This is a genomic window from Pseudomonas artemisiae (assembly GCF_057128685.1).
The window spans coordinates 130196-148297 of record NZ_JBSKHS010000007.1 but is presented as its reverse complement, the minus strand read 5'-3'; the positions used below and the strand labels follow the sequence as shown (position 1 = coordinate 148297).

At 60.6% G+C, this 18102-nt stretch carries 16 protein-coding genes; 12 read left to right on the top strand and 4 right to left on the bottom strand.

The annotated features are described in order from the left end of the window. Positions 1-23 precede the first annotated feature (23 nt). Positions 24-1733 carry a single-stranded-DNA-specific exonuclease RecJ gene (recJ, locus tag ACWKV4_RS10790; RefSeq protein WP_483832067.1) on the top strand — a complete coding sequence of 570 codons (1710 nt, stop codon included), beginning with the start codon at positions 24-26 and terminating at the stop codon, positions 1731-1733. Between the two features lie 71 nt (positions 1734-1804). Beyond that, a complete protein-coding gene (locus tag ACWKV4_RS10785; protein ID WP_483832066.1) occupies positions 1805-2911 on the top strand; it encodes an NADH:flavin oxidoreductase/NADH oxidase in 1107 nt (368 codons plus the stop codon). Between the two features lie 81 nt (positions 2912-2992). Here ACWKV4_RS10785 and ACWKV4_RS10780 read toward each other — a convergent pair whose 3' ends face one another. Further along, positions 2993-4612 carry a glucan biosynthesis protein D gene (locus ACWKV4_RS10780; protein WP_483832065.1) on the bottom strand — a complete coding sequence of 540 codons (1620 nt, stop codon included), beginning with the start codon at positions 4610-4612 and terminating at the stop codon, positions 2993-2995. A 275-nt stretch (positions 4613-4887) separates the two neighbouring features. Here ACWKV4_RS10780 and prfB point away from each other — a divergent pair. The 7 genes from prfB (at position 4888) to ACWKV4_RS10745 (ending at position 11533) form a co-directional block, all read left to right on the top strand. Further along, positions 4888-5983, top strand: a protein-coding gene (gene prfB / locus ACWKV4_RS10775; protein WP_483832064.1) for a peptide chain release factor 2 whose coding sequence is annotated in 2 segments (ribosomal slippage) — positions 4888-4959 and positions 4961-5983 — 1095 coding nt in all. Because the reading frame shifts where the segments join, the coding sequence is not laid out codon by codon here. 161 nt (positions 5984-6144) lie between these two features. Beyond that, a complete protein-coding gene (gene lysS / locus ACWKV4_RS10770) occupies positions 6145-7647 on the top strand; it encodes a lysine--tRNA ligase (protein ID WP_483832063.1) in 1503 nt (500 codons plus the stop codon). Between the two features lie 122 nt (positions 7648-7769). Then, on the top strand, positions 7770-8486 hold the full coding sequence (locus ACWKV4_RS10765) for a TetR/AcrR family transcriptional regulator (protein ID WP_483832062.1): 717 nt from the start codon (positions 7770-7772) through the stop codon (positions 8484-8486). A gap of 13 nt (positions 8487-8499) precedes the next feature. After that, entirely contained in the window at positions 8500-9054 is a 555-nt protein-coding gene (locus ACWKV4_RS10760; protein WP_483832061.1) for a hypothetical protein, read from the top strand. 26 nt (positions 9055-9080) lie between these two features. Further along, positions 9081-10358: a flavohemoglobin expression-modulating QEGLA motif protein gene (locus tag ACWKV4_RS10755; RefSeq protein ID WP_483832060.1), complete on the top strand. Its 1278-nt coding sequence runs from the start codon at positions 9081-9083 to the stop codon at positions 10356-10358. Then, positions 10330-11235 carry an alpha/beta hydrolase gene (locus ACWKV4_RS10750; protein ID WP_483832059.1) on the top strand — a complete coding sequence of 302 codons (906 nt, stop codon included), beginning with the start codon at positions 10330-10332 and terminating at the stop codon, positions 11233-11235. Before ACWKV4_RS10755 ends, ACWKV4_RS10750 begins: the two co-directional genes overlap by 29 nt. A 97-nt stretch (positions 11236-11332) precedes the next feature. Continuing rightward, positions 11333-11533 (top strand): type II toxin-antitoxin system VapB family antitoxin, encoded by a 201-nt coding sequence (locus ACWKV4_RS10745; RefSeq protein WP_483832058.1) that lies wholly within the window; start codon positions 11333-11335, stop codon positions 11531-11533. Positions 11534-11739: 206 nt separating this feature from the next. Here ACWKV4_RS10745 and lptF read toward each other — a convergent pair whose 3' ends face one another. The 3 genes from lptF to ACWKV4_RS10730 form a co-directional block, all read right to left on the bottom strand. After that, on the bottom strand, positions 11740-12522 hold the full coding sequence (gene lptF, locus ACWKV4_RS10740) for a lipotoxin F family OmpA-related lipoprotein LptF (protein WP_483832057.1): 783 nt from the start codon (positions 12520-12522) through the stop codon (positions 11740-11742). 36 nt (positions 12523-12558) lie between these two features. Beyond that, positions 12559-12972 (bottom strand): DUF4398 domain-containing protein, encoded by a 414-nt coding sequence (locus ACWKV4_RS10735; protein WP_483832056.1) that lies wholly within the window; start codon positions 12970-12972, stop codon positions 12559-12561. Positions 12973-13140: 168 nt separating this feature from the next. After that, a complete protein-coding gene (locus ACWKV4_RS10730) occupies positions 13141-13509 on the bottom strand; it encodes a pilin assembly protein (protein WP_483832125.1) in 369 nt (122 codons plus the stop codon). A 161-nt stretch (positions 13510-13670) separates the two neighbouring features. On the opposite strand from ACWKV4_RS10730, the gene ppc reads away from it, so the two are divergent. The 3 genes from ppc (at position 13671) to tsaB (ending at position 18012) form a co-directional block, all read left to right on the top strand. After that, positions 13671-16337 (top strand): phosphoenolpyruvate carboxylase, encoded by a 2667-nt coding sequence (gene ppc, locus ACWKV4_RS10725; protein WP_483832055.1) that lies wholly within the window; start codon positions 13671-13673, stop codon positions 16335-16337. Positions 16338-16598: 261 nt separating this feature from the next. Further along, positions 16599-17246, top strand: a complete 648-nt coding sequence (gene adk / locus ACWKV4_RS10720) for an adenylate kinase (protein ID WP_483832054.1) — start codon at positions 16599-16601, stop codon at positions 17244-17246. Positions 17247-17328: 82 nt separating this feature from the next. After that, on the top strand, positions 17329-18012 hold the full coding sequence (tsaB, locus tag ACWKV4_RS10715; protein WP_483832053.1) for a tRNA (adenosine(37)-N6)-threonylcarbamoyltransferase complex dimerization subunit type 1 TsaB: 684 nt from the start codon (positions 17329-17331) through the stop codon (positions 18010-18012). Positions 18013-18102: the final 90 nt, after the last annotated feature.

Sequence of the window (18102 nt, the reverse complement as noted above, 5' to 3'; positions counted from 1 at the left end):
CTGATGTGAGACTGCCGCCGTACATGCGTATCGAGCCCCGCCCGTTGCCCCCCGAACTTCCCTTTTTAGGGGACCTTCCACCCCTGTTGACGCGTCTGTATGCCGCCCGGGGCGTGCAAAGCCCTGCTGAGCTGGATAAAGGTCTGGCGCGGCTGATTCCGTACCAGCGGCTAAAGGGTATAGACGCGGCGGTGGGCCTGTTGGTAAGTGCCATCGACGGGGGGCAGCGTATTTTGGTGGTCGGGGACTTCGACGCCGATGGCGCCACTGCCAGTACGGTGGCGGTGCTGGGGTTGCGCTTGCTGGGCGCGGCCCATGTGGATTACTTGGTACCTAACCGGTTCACCTACGGTTACGGCCTGACGCCAGAGATCGTTGCCGTGGCGCTGGAACGCCAGCCCGACCTACTGGTAACGGTAGACAACGGTATTTCCAGCGTGGAAGGGGTAGAGGCGGCACGCCGCGCGGGGCTTAAGGTGTTGATCACCGACCACCACCTGCCCGGCGCGCAATTGCCCGAGGCCGAGGCTATCGTCAATCCCAACCAGCCGGGTTGCGAGTTCCCCAGCAAGGCCCTGGCGGGAGTAGGGGTGATTTTCTATGTGCTGATGGCCCTGCGTGCCCGGCTGCGCGCCCTTGGTCGTTACGCCCAGGTCCCTCAGCCTAATATTGGCGAACTGCTGGACCTGGTGGCGTTGGGCAGCGTTGCGGACGTAGTCCCGCTGGACGCCAATAACCGGATCCTCGTGCATCAAGGGCTGGAGCGTATCCGCGCTGGCCGCGCCAGGCCTGGCATCATGGCCTTGCTGGAGGTAGCTCGGCGGGACCATAAGCGCCTGACCTCCACCGATCTGGGGTTCATTCTCGGGCCACGGTTGAACGCGGCTGGGCGCATGGACGATATGAGCCTGGGCATCGAATGCCTGCTTAGCGATGACCTGGCACTGGCGCGGGATATCGCCGCCGAACTCGACGGCCTCAACCAGGACCGTAAATCGGTGGAGCAGGGTATGCAGCGCGAAGCCCTGGCCCAACTCAAGGACCTGCCTGCCGATGCCATGCCCTTTGGTCTATGTGTGTTCGAGCCTGACTGGCATCAAGGGGTGATTGGGATTCTCGCGTCGCGCCTCAAGGAACGTTATCACCGCCCCACCATTGCTTTTGCCGATGCGGGCGAGGGGCTGCTCAAAGGTTCGGCGCGCTCGGTGCCAGGCTTTCATATCCGCGATGCGCTGGACGCTGTCGCCGCGCGTCACCCACACTTGATCACCAAGTTTGGCGGTCATGCCATGGCCGCTGGGCTTTCACTACCGGCGGAGCACTTCCCGGCGTTCGCTGAAGCCTTCGATGCCCAAGTGCGTGAACAGCTATGCGAGGACGACCTGACCGGGCGTTTGCTGTCCGATGGCGGCCTTGCGGTAGAAGAGTTTCACCTGGAACTGGCCCGTGCCTTGCGCAACGCTGGCCCTTGGGGCCAGCATTTCCCCGAGCCGCTGTTCCATGGCGTGTTCGAGCTGGTGGAGCAGCGTGTGGTAGGTGAGCGGCATCTGAAGGTGGTGCTTAAAAGCGAATGCGGCAGCCTGCGGCTGGACGGTATTGCGTTCGGGATAGACCGGGAGCTATGGCCCAACCCCGAGGTTCGTTGGGTGGAGTTGGCTTATAAGCTGGATGTAAACGAATACCGGGGAATAGAAAGCGTTCAGCTGATGATTGCGCATATGAATCCGCGATAGGCGGAATCTGCCGCACCCTTGAGGGGTCTACCGCTTACTGTAAATGACTGTCCTTACTCAAGAGGTGCTGCATGAGCCTGCTGTTGGAACCCTACACCCTGCGGGAATTGACCCTGCGCAACCGCATCGTGGTGTCCCCCATGTGCCAGTATTCGTCCGAAGATGGCCTGGCCAACGATTGGCACTTGGTACACCTGGGCAGCCGTGCCTCAGGTGGCGCGGGGCTAGTGATCTTTGAAGCCACCGCGGTCACCGCTGACGGGCGCATCACCCCTGAAGACCTGGGCTTGTGGAAAGATGAGCATATTCCCCACCTGCAACGCATCACCCGCTTTATCAAATCACAAGGCGCGGTGTCCGGTGTTCAGTTATCCCATGCGGGGCGCAAGGCGAGCACTTGGCGGCCATGGCTGGGCAAGCATGGCAGTATCACCCTGGAGGAGGGCGGCTGGACGCCGGTCGCGCCTTCGCCTGTTCCTTTCGACCCTGAGCACACTCGCCCTACCGAACTCACCCTAGAGGCTATTGTCGAGATCCGCGAGGCGTTCGTTGCCGCCGCCAAGCGCGCGCTGACGGCCAATTTCGAGGTCGTAGAGCTGCACGCGGCCCATGGCTACCTGCTGCATCAATTTATGTCACCGGTGAGCAATAGGCGTACCGACCACTACGGTGGCAGCTTCGACAATCGCGTGCGCCTAGTGCTGGAAGTGACGCAGGCAATACGTGACCTATGGCCCGCGGACCGTCCGGTTTTCGTGCGGGTGTCTGCGACGGATTGGGTCGAGGGCGGTTGGAGCCCGGACGAAACCGTGGAACTGTCTCGGCGCTTGAAGGCCATAGGCGTGGACCTGGTAGACGTGTCTACGGGCGGCACCGCTGCCAAGGCGGACATCCCCACCGGCCCTGGTTATCAGACCCGCTTTGCCGAGCGCGTGCGTAAGGAGGCTGAGATTGCCACGGGTACCGTTGGTATGATCACCGACCCCGCCCAAGCCGAGCATATCCTGCGCACTGGCCAGGCAGATTTGATTCTGCTGGCCCGCGAGTTGCTGCGTGACCCTTACTGGCCACTGCGTGCCGACGAGGATTTAGGTGGCCGCCAAGCCGTATGGCCAGCCCAATACCAACGCGCGACCCACCGCGACCAGCCAATCCATGAGTCTGATTTGCGCGATTGATGGAGGGGTTTTTGCCAGCTCGTGTGGGAGCTGGCAAAGCCAGCGAACAGACCGCTGTAAAGCGGCGATCCGGGACTAGGATTACACGTACTTACGCAACTCAGGCGCAGGCGGGAAATACTGGTACAGCCAGGTTTCGCTTAGGGTGCGGTCGTTGGTACGGATGAACAGGCGCATGTCCACCGGCGTCACGCTGTCGCTAGTAGGGTACCAGTCGAAGATCACCCGGTAGCCTTTGTTATCGGGCAATACCAGCACATGGAAGTCCTGCACCTTGCCTTCGCTGACCGTCACCATCGGCTCGATGCCCGTGCCGGCGGGTAGGCGCTCCAGGCCGCCGCCGCTGAAATCCACAGCAAAACGCCGTGCCCACTTCTCTGGGTAGTGTTCCCCCGGTGCCCAGCCTTCCAGAAAACCGCCCATGCCTGAACGGGTCGCCGCCACCTGCGCCAATGGCGTACGCACCGGCGGGAGCGCGCTCCAATGCAGCTTGTAGCCGAAGCTCAGGGTATCGCCCGCGGCCACAGGCTTCTTGGGTGACCAGAAGGCTACGATGTTATCCAGGGTTTCACCGGTGGTAGGGATTTCCAGCAGGTCGATGCTGCCTTCGCCCCAAGGCGTGGTGGGCTCTACCCACAGGCTTGGGCGCTTGCTGTACCAGTCTACGGTGTCCTGATAGCTCTCGAAGTCATGGTCGGTCTGCACCATGCCAAAGCCTTTGGGATCGGTATCGGCGAACGCATTGAATTGCAGCTTGGCCGGGTTGTTCAGCGGGCGGCAAATCCACTCACCATTGCCACGCCACATCGCCAGGCGGTCGGAATCATGAATCTGGGGATGGATGGTGTCGCACATGCGACGTTCATGGGTGCCACAACTGAACATGGTGGTCATGGGCGCGATGCCCAGCTGTTCAATGGCGGTACGCGCGGTGACCTGCATGTCCACGGCCATGACCACGCGCTCGGCACGGCAGTCGATATCGAACCGGTAAGCGCCTGTAGCGCTGGGCGATTCCAGCAAGGCATAGACCACGAAGCGGGTGGCGTCCTTGCCCGGTGTTTCGAACCAGAACTTGGTGAAGTCCGGGAATTCTTCCTGGCGCTTGGCATAGGTATCCACCGCCAGGCCTCGGGCGGATAAACCGTATTGCTTGGTGGCGTCTACAGCGCGGAAATAGCTGGCACCCAGGAAGGACAGGATATCGTGGCTGGCGATCTCTGGTGCCTTGAACAGCTTGAAGCCCGAGAAGCCCAAATCCCCCTTAAGCTGCTTCTGGTCTACCTTGCTGTCGTTATAGTTGAACAGTTCCGGGCGGAAATGCACTTCCCGCGCTTGGTGGCTGGTCGGGTCTACGCTATACATGCGCACGGGCGTACGAAAGCCCATGCCCACATGGAAGAACTGCACGTCCAGCTGGCCCTTTACGTCTTTCCACAGTGAGTGATTGGCATCGTATTGAATGGCGTTGAACTGCTGAGGCGTCATGTTGGCCAGGGTAGGCGGCAGTTGCTGCTTGCGGTCGGTATAAGGCTTGGCCGCCAGCGCCTTGGCCTGGGCTTTGAGGCCTTCGAAGTCGAAATACTCTGCGTCGCCGTTGGCCGTAGCGGCCAGGGCAGTGGCGGAGAACAGCGTGCTGGAGGACAGGCCAGTGTAGGCCGCCAGGGCCATGGAGGCTTTCAACAGACTTCTGCGGTGCATAGGCAACCCTTATTGGAAATGACAAACGTTAGCCAAGGCAGGTACCGGACGCAATCGCAAAGGGTTCGAATGTGTCGCGGCGCTCCCTTGCTTCACGGCCTGAATAGAACAGCGAAACCGCCGATGGTTCACGGCCCGTCTATTTCTGAGGTGAACGAGGGGGTACTCCCCTTACACTGCGGCGCGTTTTTTCAGGAGGCCGGGCCAGTTGCCTCCCAAAGCCCCCACCACCCCATGCTATACTCCCCGGCTTTTGAACTGAGTGTGCCGTTGCCATGGAAATCAATCCGATCCTGAACACCATCAAGGACCTGAAAGAGCGCTCTGAAACCATTCGGGGGTATCTTTGACTACGATCAAAAGCATGAGCGTCTGACCGAAGTCAATCGTGAGCTTGAAGATCCGAACGTCTGGAACAACCCTGAGTACGCTCAGAACCTGGGGCGTGAGCGCTCCACCCTGGCAACCATCGTCGATACCCTGGACGAAATGGCCACCGGCCTGGCCGATGCCCGCGAATTGCTGGACATGGCGGTGGACGAAGACGACGAAGGCGCCGTGGGTGACATCGTCAGCGAGCTTGATCGCTTGCAAGGCATTCTGGAAAAGCTCGAATTCCGCCGTATGTTCAGCGGTGAAATGGACGCCAACAACGCGTACCTGGACATCCAGGCAGGCTCCGGGGGCACCGAAGCCCAGGACTGGGCCAACATGCTGCTACGCATGTACTTGCGCTGGGCGGACAAACGCGGTTTTGACACCACCATCATGGAGTTGTCCGAAGGCGAGGTAGCCGGTATCAAGGGCGCCACCCTGCATATCAAGGGCGAGTACGCCTTCGGTTGGTTGCGCACCGAGATCGGCGTGCACCGGTTGGTGCGCAAAAGCCCGTTCGACTCCGGCAACCGTCGGCACACGTCCTTCACCGCGGTGTTCGTGTCGCCGGAAATTGACGACAACATCGAAATCGACATCAACCCGGCGGACCTGCGCATCGACACCTACCGCTCCTCCGGCGCGGGCGGTCAGCACGTGAACACCACCGACTCAGCGGTGCGTATCACCCACGTGCCTACCAACACCGTGGTCAGCTGCCAGAACGAGCGTTCCCAGCACGCCAACAAGGATACCGCCATGAAAATGCTGCGGGCCCGGTTGTACGAGCAGGAAGTGCAAAAGCGCAATGCGGCGTCTCAGGCATTGGAAGACAGCAAGTCTGATATCGGTTGGGGTCACCAGATCCGGTCCTATGTACTGGATGCGTCCCGTATCAAAGACCTGCGTACCGGCGTAGAGCGTAGCGATTGCGACAAGGTGCTCGACGGCGACCTGGATGAATACCTTCAGGCCAGCCTAAAGCAGGGCCTTTAACAGGGCCCTGTGAGGCCCTGAGCGGCAAGCTTCAAGCGGCAAGCTGCAAGCCAGAAGCGACTGGCATTACGCCGGCTTCTGCCTTTCAGCCCTTGATCTTGCTTTTACTTGCAGCTTGAAGCTTGAAGCTTGAAGCCCCAGAAAGACTTTATGGATTTGACATGAGCGACCAACTACTCGACCCGCAAGACCTCCAACAGGAAGAAAACACCCTGATCGCCCTGCGCAAGGAGAAACTTGCCACGGTGCGGGCCAAGGGCCAGGCCTTCCCCAATGACTTCCGTCGGGACAGCTACGCAGGTGACCTGCAGAAGCAGTACGCCGACAGTACCAAGGAAGCCCTGGCGGCCGCCGCCATTCCGGTCAAGGTTGCCGGTCGCATCATGCTTAATCGTGGTTCGTTCATGGTCATTCAGGACATGTCCGGCCGCATCCAGGTGTATGTAAACCGTAAAACCTTGTCTGAAGACACGCTAGCCCAGGTTAAAACCTGGGACCTGGGCGATATCATCGCCGCCGAAGGGACCCTGGCGCGTTCAGGCAAGGGCGACCTGTATGTGGAAATGACCCAGGTACGGCTGCTAACCAAATCGCTGCGTCCGCTGCCGGACAAACACCACGGCTTGACCGATACCGAGCAGCGCTATCGCCAGCGCTATGTGGATTTGATGGTCAACGAAGAGGTGCGCGACACCTTCCGCGTACGTTCCCAGGTCATCGCCCATATTCGCCGTTTCCTGGGGGAGCGTAACTTCCTCGAAGTTGAAACGCCCATGTTGCAGACCATTCCAGGCGGCGCCGCGGCCAAGCCGTTCGAAACCCACCACAACGCCCTGGACCTGGACATGTACCTGCGCATCGCGCCGGAACTGTACCTCAAGCGTCTGGTGGTCGGTGGCTTCGAGCGTGTGTTCGAGATCAACCGCAACTTCCGTAACGAAGGTGTTTCCACCCGGCATAACCCTGAGTTCACCATGCTGGAGTTCTATCAGGCCTACGCGGACTACCGCGACAACATGGACCTGACCGAGGAGCTGTTCCGGGAACTGGCCGTGGCAGTGCTGGGCACTACCGACGTGCCTTATGGCGACAAGGTGTTCCACTTCGGTGAGCCCTTCGCCCGCCTGTCGGTGTTCGATTCGATCCTTAAGTACAACCCGCAGATCACCGCCGCTGACCTGCAGAACCTGGATACCGCCCGCGCCATCGCCAAGAAGGCCGGGGCTAAGGTGCTGGGCTTCGAAGGCCTGGGTAAGTTGCAGGTAATGATTTTCGAAGAGCTGGTGGAGCACAAGCTTGAGCAGCCACACTTCATTACCCAGTACCCCTTCGAGGTGTCGCCGCTTGCGCGCCGCAATGACGACAACCTGAACGTGACCGACCGCTTCGAGCTGTTCATCGGTGGTCGTGAACTGGCCAATGCCTACTCGGAACTTAACGACGCCGAAGACCAGGCCGAACGCTTCATGCGCCAAGTGGCGGATAAGGACGCCGGTGACGACGAGGCCATGCATTACGACGCAGACTTCGTGCGCGCGCTGGAATACGGCATGCCCCCCACCGCCGGCGAAGGCATCGGTATCGACCGCTTGGTGATGCTGCTGACCAACTCCCCGTCTATTCGCGACGTGATCCTCTTCCCACACATGCGCCCGCAGGCGTAACCGTTATCCGCCGTCCTTCGGGGCGGCTTTTTTTTACCTGGGCCCCACGGCCCGGGATAGGGCAGCCCAAGGGGCAGGTGCCGATAGGGCATCAATGGATGCGACAACCAAAAGGATCTGCAGTGGAATACGCAACTCTTACAGCAGGTGCGGCCGGCGTGGCCAGCGCCGTGGCCCGCAGCGTTCGCTATGAAGGCCGTAAACCCGCCCGCGAGGGCAGTGAGCAGCGCCGTCAGGCCATTCTCGATGCCGCCATGCGCATCGTTATACGCGATGGGGTAAGGGGTGTTCGCCATCGCGCCGTGGCGGCTGAAGCGGGGGTCCCGCTGTCAGCGACTACCTATTACTTCAAGGATATCGAAGACCTGCTTGCCGACAGCTTTGCTCGCTACGTAGAGCGCAGTGCCGCTCATATGGCCAAGTTGTGGGCCAATAGTGAAGAGATGCTTCGCCAATTGCTGGCCGCAACCAGCGATACACCTGAAGCCCGAGGCCGATTGGCCGATGCGATCGCGCGGATGACCGCCGATTACGTGTATCGGCAGCTCGATACCCGCCGGGACTACCTGATGGCCGAGCAAGCGTTCCGCCAGGAAGCGCTGCTCACGCCGCGCCTGGCCGGGCTGGTGCTGTCCCATCAACGCATTCTTCACCAGGGCGCCTGCCATATGTTGTGTGTGCTGGGCTCGCGCTGCCCTGAGCAAGATGCACAGATGTTGACGGCGCTGATTGGGCAGATGGAATATCAAGCGTTACTAGCCCCGGCACTGCCCGCCGAAGACAGCGGCATGCTCGAGATACTGACCCGCTATATGCACCTGGTGCTGGCAGCGGGCTGAAGGAGAACCCTAAATGAACGCCTGGCTCAAGTTACTGGCTGTGGCCCTGATCGGCGCTGTATTGGCAGGCTGCCTGGCCACCTTCGATGAGCCTTTTGCCCCTGGCGAAAAGGCGCCGGCGGCCTTGCTGGGGCGTTGGCAGGCCCGCGACGCCTGGGGTGAGCACCTGAAACTCACTATTGAGCCCGCCACAAATGGGCGTTATACCGCCACGAGTTATCAGAAAGGGGCGCTCGCGCCCCGAGACCAGCTTATCTTCACCGTCAGCCGCCACGGCGGCCGCTGGTACGCCAGCGCGCCCATGTCCAAAGCCTATGGTGGCCGCTTCGCCATCGTGGGGTTCGAACTGAGCGAAGCCGGCGAATTGGTGGTCTATAACCTGGACCTGGAGCAGCTACAGCAGGCCATCGCCCAAGGCGGGCTGGCAGGGGAGCGCTTCGACACCCAGGATGGCCAGGGCGTGGCCGTGCAGTCGACGCCAGCCCAGGTTTTCGCCTGGCTGGACAACCCGGCTAACTCAGACGTATTCGTGGAAATAGCCCGGTATAAGAAAGTCGCAAAACGTTAGTTTCCATTCATTGCAACGGAGGGCCGATGGACGATTATCAGCAGAGCGTGCGTAGGTTGTCCGACCGCATTGTCGCTGCGCAAACGCCTATTCGCATCCTGGATGCGGTGAAGTGGGACGACAGCATTCGCCAAGCCTTTCTCAAGGCCAAAGGCACCGAGCTGCCGCAGGTAGACCGCGCGTGGTACCAAGGTCGGCCCTTGGGGTTCGATGCCGCCTCGGTAAAACTGGAGTTTCAGAACATTGAGCGGGACGTCACCCGCCAGTTAGGGCAGTTCAACCCGGTGGGGCAGATCATGCGCCGCATGTGCCGGGAGTACCGCATGGTGGTGCGTATGCTCGAAGCCCGCGGCACCGAGGACTTTGGCCTGATCTCCCAAGAGCTGTATGGCGCTGCGTCAGATGCCTTCCACGCTGGGGACCCCACCCTGTCTGACCTGGGCCTGATGCTTTCGGGCTACCTCGATAAAATCGACAACCGGGGCGACCTAAAAGACGAAGCCAAGGACCTTAACGCCAAACAGGCGGTAGCCCTGCTTCAAGGCCGGCTGAACAAGGTGTTCGGTGAGGCCGAAGAAACCATCCGGGTATTTGAATCCGACGGGATCGTCGCCGATGCAGCCGCTGGCGCGGACTATATCAAGCTGCGCGCCGATGCCATGTTCAACGAGCGGGACGTGCGCGCGCTCGAAGTACACGAAGGCTTGGTGCATGTGGGAACAACCCTGAACGGCCAGAACCAGCCGATTTGCACGTTCCTGTCCAAAGGGCCGCCCTCATCCACCGTGACTCAGGAAGGCCTGGCCATTTTGATGGAAGTGATAGCCTTCGCGTCTTACCCCAGCCGCCTGCGCAAGTTGACCAATCGCACCCGGGCCATTCATATGGTGGAAGAGGGCGCGGATTTTCTTCAAGTGTTCACGTTCTTCCGCGAACAGGGCTTTAGCATGGAAGACAGCTACGGCAACGCCAGCCGTGTGTTCCGGGGCTCGACGCCTACGGGCCTGCCCTTTACCAAGGACCTGTCGTACCTGAAAGGTTTCATCATGGTCTACAACTACATTCAACTGGCCGTGCGAAAGGGCAAGCTGGAACAGGTGCCACTGCTATTTTGCGGCAAGACTACCCTGGAGGACATGCGTATCTTGCGCCAACTGGTGGACCAAGGGCTGGTGGAGCCGCCCAAATACCTGCCTGAGCAATTCCGTGACATGAACGCGCTATCGGCATGGATGTGTTTCTCTAACTTCCTCAATCACCTGAGCCTCGACCGCATTGAAGCGGATTACTCCAACATTCTATAAGCGCCTGGCACGCTGCCTGAGCCTGGTTGCCTGGCTCAGCCTTGGCGGTTGCGGTAGCCTGCTGTTTTACCCTGAACCTGGCGAACCCTTCACGCCCCAGGTAGCGGGCCTGGCCTATAAAGACGTTGCACTACAAACCGCTGACGGCATACGTTTGCATGGCTGGTGGCTGCCGGCCAGGCCGGGGGTAGAAGTCAAAGGCACAGTACTGCACCTGCATGGCAATGGCGGCAACCTCTCGCGCCACCTGGGGGGCAGTTGGTGGCTGCCGGCGGCAGGGTATCAGGTGCTGCTGCTCGACTACCGTGGTTATGGCCGTTCCCAAGGCCAGCCTGGCCTACCTGGGGTGTACCGGGATATTCAGGCTGCGCTGGATTGGCTCGCTGCCGCGCCTGAAGTTAAAGGCAAGCCGCTGGTATTGCTGGGGCAAAGCCTGGGTGGCGCCCTGGCTATCCGCTACCTGGCTGAGCACCCCGCCGAAGTCGCGAGGTTCTCGGCCATGGTATTCGATGGCGCACCGGCCAGTTACCGCAAAGTGGGGCAGTTCGCCTTGAGCATGTCTTGGCTGACCTGGCCGCTGCAAGTGCCGCTATCGTGGCTGGTGCCGGATGCCGACAGCGCCTTGAACGCCGCGCCACAACTGGCCAATGTACCCAAGCTGTTGTTCCAAAGCCTGGACGACAGCGTGGTCCCACTGGATAACGGCTTGAGCCTCTACAAAGCGCTGCCGCCGCCCCGCGTGCTGCAACTGACCCGTGGGCCCCACGTGCAAACCTTCGCCGACCCTACCTATCGTCAGGTGATGCTGAAATTCCTCGAAGACCCTGGCCATTTCAATGGCCTGCGGCGGTTAGGGGAAATTCCGAATTACCCGTGACGAGGACGAGCGCCTATCGATGGGTTGAAGCTCAGGCGCTCGCGTTCAATTATCTTGATTGATGCAGTAGCGCATCAAATTTGATGAGAAAAAGGCAATGAGGACTACGGTTACCATTGATGATGCGCTTTATAAACGCGCGCTTGAGGTTGCAGATCCGAATATGGACAAGGCTGATTTGTTTCGTGAAGCGGTACAGACCTTCATTCGGGTTCAAGCAGCGAAACGTCTTGCTTCGCTTGGTTCTGCCATGCCCTCCATTAAAGATATACCCCGCCGTCAAGGCGAAGCTGATTGATGGCTGTGCTTGTAGATACGTCGGTTTGGGTGACCCATTTCGCAGCCGTAATGACACCTCGGTTTGGTGTATCTCACGTCATTCATTGAGCTACCGGCAAGAGAGCGTAGGGTTCGATTTTGTAGGAGCCAGCGATAGCTGGCGAAGCCTTTAGAAGGCAATAAAAAACGCCAGCATTTGCTGGCGTTTCTCTACAACCGAAGCGCTTATTTCATGGAAGAGCGTGGCGCGACAGGCTGGTTGTCGTTGGAAATGGTCACTTCCACACGACGGTTCATGGCGCGACCCGAGCTGCTGCTGTTGTCAGCCACTGGGTACTGCTTGCCATAACCCTGGGCAACGATGCGCTTGGCATCCACGCCCTGGCGTACCAGCGCGGCCATCACGGAGGTGGCGCGAGCCTGGGACAGGTTTTGGTTGTAGGAATCTGAACCGGTAGCGTCGGTGTAACCCTCAATGATCACCTGGCGGTCCAGGTTGTCCCGCAGGAACTGGGCCAGCTGGATCACGTTGGTCATGCCGCTAGGCTTGAGGTCAGACTTGTTCAGGTCGAACAGCACGTCGCCGAAGGTCACCAGGGTGCCGCGGTCGGTCTGCTTGGCGTTTAGGCTGTTTTGCAGCTTTTTGATCTGAGCGTCACGAGCGTCGAGTTGGGCCTTGGCACGCAGGGCGGCGGCGTTCTTGATTTCATCTTCAGACGTACGCAGGGCAATAGTCTGCTTGGCGAACTCAACACGCTGGTTGGTCAGGTAGGCCAACTGGTCGACCTTCTTGTCGTCGTCGCCTTCGCGGAAGGCTTTGTCAGCCTTGTCCAGCCACTCGGAAGCGTCTTTGGTTTCCAGGGCTGCCAGGGTGGCCGACTTAGGGTTGGTCTGCAGCGACGAGAAGTTGGTGCGGGCACTTTCCAGGTTAGCGTTCGGGTCGTGGGAGCAGGCGCTCAAGCTCACGGCCACGGCCAACAGGGCAGGGATCATCAATTGTTTACGCATGGGGTTCTTCCTTATAAGTCCGAAATGCAAAGGCGATTACTGGGCGCTGCGCAGGCCTTCCTGACGCAGGTCTTCTACGCCCTGGTGCGCATCGTCCACAGCCTTCTGGGCTTTGGCGGCCTGAGCCTTACGCTCGGCAACGCGCGCGTCCCACTCAGCCTGTTCGGCCAGCATCTTGGCTTTGTCGTAATTCTCGTCGTGCATGGCGATTTCCGCCGCCTTGAATTTGTCCTGGGCCGACTTGGTTTCCACCGCGGCAAACTCAGTACCACCGGCGCTCACAGCGCTGTTCACCGCGGATTGGGCCAGGGCGTACTGTTCGGTCGGTGGGTTGCCTGCGCAACCGGCCAGGATGAAGCTGCTGCCCAGCGCCAGTGCGGCAAGCTTGAGCCCACGCAAAGCGTTGGACGAGGGTTTGGCAGTGCAAGTCTTCATGATCATCAACTCCATAGGAGGGCTCCTCTAAAACACTGTGTGCATGGCAGCGGCGTACGGCGACATGGCCAGTGAGCGCATCTACTGCAATGGCTAATGTTTGGGACTCAAGTGTTTTTTGAATAGTTCACAAATCCGACCGCTTGGTTTGTTTTTTACAAACTGAAGGCTCTGTTATAAGCCTCAGCGGGTAGGTGCCGTTTCGTCATCGCCAAGCGCTGCCAAGGCTTTTTCGCTCAAGGTTTTCAAGTGCTGGCGCGACAACGCCAGGTAGCGAGGGGTAGGGCCTTGGTCTTCATACATGGGATCGCCCTCTTCGTCGGTGGCGATCACCTTGCTGCCCGGCCTGTAGGGGAAGCTGGTTTCCAGTTCTTCGAGCGCCGCGCCGATCAGCTCGCCAAGCAGTTCTTCGGCATGGTGCTTGGGGTACATGTCCTGTAAGGCCGCCAGGCGCGCTGCTGCTTCGACGTCTAGGTGGATGCTGTAAGAGGTCTTGGTCAGACGGCCTTTGGCGTTCTGCTCCCAATGACGGGCAAGCTCACGGATTTTCATGGGTACCTCGAGGGTCGGATGGAACATTGCCAGCCCCATGGCAGCGGTCGACGTGCCTTGAGTGGTGGCGGCTACAGCAGTATTGAGCGGTTTTAGCCCCACGCGTTCAGTGCTGCCGCGCTATCCTGCTTCAGCCGCAGCCTTTGATGGAGATTAGGGAAATGAGCGAAATCGATGCGCGCTTGCGTGAACAGGTTCATGTGTTGGGCAAGTTGCTTGGTACCACCATCGCCCAACAATACGGCGATGCCTTTCTGGAGAAAATCGAGCGCATCCGTCAAGGCGCCAAGGCCGACCGCCGCAATGCCGAGGCCAGCACCGCCCAGTTGCGCGATAGCCTCGACAGCCTTAGCGAAGACGAGCTGCTGCCCGTGGCACGGGCCTTCAGCCACTTTCTCAATCTGGCCAACATTGCCGAGCAGTATCAGCTGATTCGCCGCCAGCCGGATGGCGAAGCGCCCACTATCACAGCCAGTGACCCGGCCACCGACGCGCTCTACGCCGCGCGCCTGCCGGAGCTGCTCGAACGACTGACGGCGACTGGCCACAGCCCCGAGCAACTGGCCCACCAAGTGAGCGAGCTGGACATCGAACTGGTGTTGACCGCGCACCCTACCGAGGTTGCACGGCGCACGCTGATCCAGAAATATGACGCTGTTGCCGCGCAATTGGCGGCCCTGGACCATAGCGACCTTACTCAAGCTGAGCGCCTCGCCATTCACCAGCGCTTGCAGCGGTTTATCGCCGAGGCCTGGCACACCGATGAAATTCGCCGCGCCCGCCCCACGCCTGTGGATGAAGCCAAATGGGGCTTTGCGGTCATCGAACACTCCCTGTGGCAGGCCATTCCCAGCCACCTGCGCAAGGTAGACGCCGCCTTGCAGGCCGCTACCGGGCAGCGCCTGCCCTTACGCGCCGCGCCTATTCGTTTCGCCTCCTGGATGGGGGGCGACCGCGATGGCAACCCTAACGTGACCGCCACCGTGACTCGGGAAGTGCTGCTATTGGCCCGTTGGATGGCCGCGGACCTTTTTCTGCGCGACGTGGACCAGTTGGCTGCTGAGCTGTCAATGCAGCAGGCCAGCGATGCCTTGCGTGAGTACAGCGCTAATGCCGACGAGCCTTATCGCGCGGTGCTCAAGCAGTTGCGCGAGCGCCTGCGGGCTACGCGCAACTGGGCCCAGGCGGCACTTAAAGGGCCCCAGGTGGCAGACGTGGCGGTACTGCACGATAACCAGGACCTGCTCGACCCGCTAATGCTGTGTTTCGAGTCCCTGCATGCCTGTGGCATGGGCGTGATCGCCGATGGACCATTGCTGGACTGCATTCGCCGCGCAGTGACCTTTGGCTTGTTCCTTGCGCGCCTTGATGTGCGCCAGGATGCGGCCCGCCATAGCGCGGCCTTGAGCGAAATCACTGAATACCTGGGCCTGGGGCGTTATGGCGACTGGAACGAGGAGGACCGCAAGGCTTTCCTACTGACTGAGTTGAGCAACCCGCGCCCCTTGCTGCCGGCGCATTTCAGCCCTTCGCAAGACACCGCCGAGGTACTGGCCACCTGCAAGGAGGTCGCGAGCGCGCCGGCGGCGTCCCTGGGTTCTTATGTGATCTCCATGGCCGGAGCTGCTTCGGACGTATTGGCCGTGCAATTGCTGCTTAAAGAAGCAGGCCTGTTGCGCCCCATGCGGGTGGTGCCTTTGTTCGAAACCCTGGCCGACCTGGACAATGCAGGCCCGGTGATTCAGCAATTGTTAAGCCTGCCAAGTTACCGAGCGCGCCTGGAAGGGCCCCAAGAAGTGATGATCGGTTACTCGGATTCGGCCAAGGATGCAGGCACCACGGCCGCTGCCTGGGCGCAATACCGAGCCCAGGAAACCTTGGTGAAGCTCTGCGCCGAGCAAGAGGTGGAATTGGTGCTGTTCCATGGTCGCGGCGGCACGGTAGGGCGGGGTGGTGGCCCGGCGCACGCGGCGATCTTGTCGCAACCGCCAGGCTCGGTCGCTGGGCGTTTCCGCACCACCGAGCAAGGGGAAATGATTCGTTTCAAATTTGGCCTACCAGATATCGCCGAGCAGAACCTTAACCTCTACCTTGCTGCCGTGCTGGAGGCGACCCTGCTGCCACCGCCCATGCCAGAGCCTGCATGGCGCGCGCAAATGGACCAGCTGGCCAGCGATGGCGTAAGCGCCTACCGCAAGGTGGTGCGAGAGCACCCGCAATTTGTGGAGTATTTCCGCCAATCCACCCCGGAGCAGGAGCTGGGGCGCTTGCCGCTGGGCAGCCGCCCGGCCAAGCGCCGCCAAGGCGGCATCGAAAGCCTGCGAGCCATTCCGTGGATCTTTGGCTGGACCCAAACCCGCCTGATGCTGCCCGCCTGGCTAGGGTGGGAAGCCGCGCTGGGCAATGCCCTGGCGCGCGGCGATGGCCCCCTGCTGCACGACATGCGTGAGCGGTGGCCGTTCTTCCGCACTCGAATCGACATGCTGGAGATGGTCCTGGCCAAGGCAGACGCCGAGATTGCTCGGCAATACGACGAGCGTCTGGTAGAGCCGCATTTGCTACCGCTGGGCGTCGAGCTGCGCGACCTATTGTCGCACTGCGCGCAACAGGTGCTGGTGCTGACCGGCCAGCCCAGGTTACTAGCCAGCAGCCCACAAACCCTGGAATTCATCGCCCTGCGTAATACCTACTTGGACCCGCTGCATCGGTTGCAAACTGAATTGCTGGCGCGCTCGCGCACCCGGGAAGGCGCCCCAGGCAGCGGCCTTGAGCAGGCCTTGTTGGTAACGGTAGCCGGTATCGCCGCAGGCCTGCGCAACACGGGTTAAAGGCCGGGCGGGGAGGGGCGGGCAGGCCGCCAACTCCAACGTCTTGGATTGAAGCGGCGCGGCGCCGTGCCGTGCCGGGGCTACTGACCTAGGCACCTGTGACTTTCGATGGCTTGTCTGGCTTGGGGCGGCTGTGTATCTTGGTCAGCCTTTTGGCCGATTGTCTGGCCAGCCCGATTTATATCGGTGGCCCGCCGGCAGTTAGGTTTTCTCCAGGGTCATCGGGGTTGTTATATAAAAAAACATTTGAGGAGCACATCGATGCGCGTGATTCTGCTGGGAGCTCCCGGAGCCGGGAAAGGTACGCAGGCCAAGTTCATCACCGAGAAGTTCGGTATTCCGCAAATCTCCACCGGCGACATGCTGCGCGCGGCGGTAAAGGCTGGGACCGAGCTAGGGCTTAAGGCCAAGAGCGTGATGGCCAGCGGTGGACTGGTGTCTGACGACTTGATCATCGCGTTGGTCAAGGAGCGTATCGCCCAGCCGGACTGCGCCAATGGCTTCCTGTTCGATGGCTTTCCGCGCACTATCCCCCAGGCTGAAGCCTTGGTGAAAGCCAATGTAGTACTGGACTACGTGGTGGAGATCAACGTCGAAGACGAAGAGATCGTCAAACGCATCGCCGGGCGGCGCGTGCACGAAGCCTCGGGCCGGGTCTACCACACCGTGTTCAACCCGCCGCGTGTCGCGGGCAAGGATGACGTGACCGGTGAGGACCTGATCCACCGCGCCGACGATACCGAGGCCACCGTGCGTCACCGCTTGAGCGTGTACCACGAGCAAACCAAGCCTCTGGTGGATTTCTACCAGAACCTCTCCGCTGAACAGGGCAAGCCCAAATACGCCCGGATCGAAGGCGTGGGCACGGTTGAGGCTATTACTGCGAAGGTCGTGGAGGCATTGAGCTAACCACCTGCTTTGACATCCGAAGGCCCGTTCGCGGGCTTTCGTCGTTTATACTGCCTGCCTTTTTTCTGCTCCGGATACCGCAATGCCCACCCTGTTGGCCCTGGATACCGCCACCGAAGCCTGTTCTGTCGCCCTGCTGCACGATGGCAAGGTGCTTAGCCATTACGAGGTGATCCCTCGGCTACATGCCAAAAAGCTCTTGCCGATGATCGAACTCATCATGGCTGAGGCGGGCGTGGGCCTGAGCGCTATCGACGCCATTGGCTTTGGCCGCGGCCCTGGGGCCTTTACCGGTGTACGCATTGCCATTGGCGTGGTGCAGGGTTTGGCCTTCGCTCTGGATCGCCCGGTGCTGGGTGTATCCAACCTGGCTGCGCTGGCTCAAGGCGCCTGGCGTCGGCAGGGCGAGGCCCAAGTGGCGGCCGCCATCGACGCGCGCATGGACGAGGTGTACTGGGGCTGTTATCAGGAAACCCACGGGGAAATGCGCTTGCTGGGCGCCGAAGCGGTATTACCGCCTCATGCGGTGACCCTGCCCGCCGATAACCTTCAAGGCTGGTACGGTGTGGGCACGGGTTGGGGTTATGCCGAGCGCTTGGCTGTACAACCCCAGGCCTTCGATGCTCAAGCGCTGCCCCATGCCGAGGACGTACTCGCCTTGGCACGCTTTGCCTGGGCCCGAGGGGAAGGCATAGGCCCAGAGCAGGCTCAGCCGGTGTACTTGCGCGATAACGTCGCTACGCCAAAGGGTGTACCCAAAGCCTAAACAGCGGGGCAGGGCGGCAGCACCACTAGGCGGTTTTGGTAGCGTTTTGTAAACCTTTTGTGCTTTATGTGGTCCAGTTATCACCAGCAC